At 64.6% G+C, this 297-nt stretch carries 1 pseudogene; it reads left to right on the plus strand.

From position 1 onward, the window contains the following. Positions 1–297 (plus strand): annotated as a pseudogene (locus PF66_RS33595) (AMP-binding protein); the annotation flags it as partial.

Below are 297 nucleotides of genomic sequence, written 5' to 3' on the forward strand. Positions count from 1 at the left end.
CCACCTACTCCAGCTGGGTGGCGATGGATCGCGAAGAGGGCTTCGCCCCGCATATCGGCAAGCCGGTGGGCAACACCCAGTTCTACCTGCTGGACGAGCAACAACAGCCCGTCCCGCTGGGCGTACCGGGTGAAATCTACATCGGTGGTGCCGGCGTGGCCCGTGGCTACCTGAACCGTGATGACCTGACCGCCGAGCGTTTCCTCCGGGACCCGTTCAGCCAGGACGCTTCGGCAAGGATGTATCGCACCGGCGACCTCGGCCGCTACCTGCCGGACGGCAATATCGAATACCTGG

The organism is Pseudomonas asplenii, assembly GCF_001293465.1.
Taxonomy (GTDB): Bacteria; Pseudomonadota; Gammaproteobacteria; order Pseudomonadales; family Pseudomonadaceae; genus Aquipseudomonas; species Aquipseudomonas fuscovaginae_B.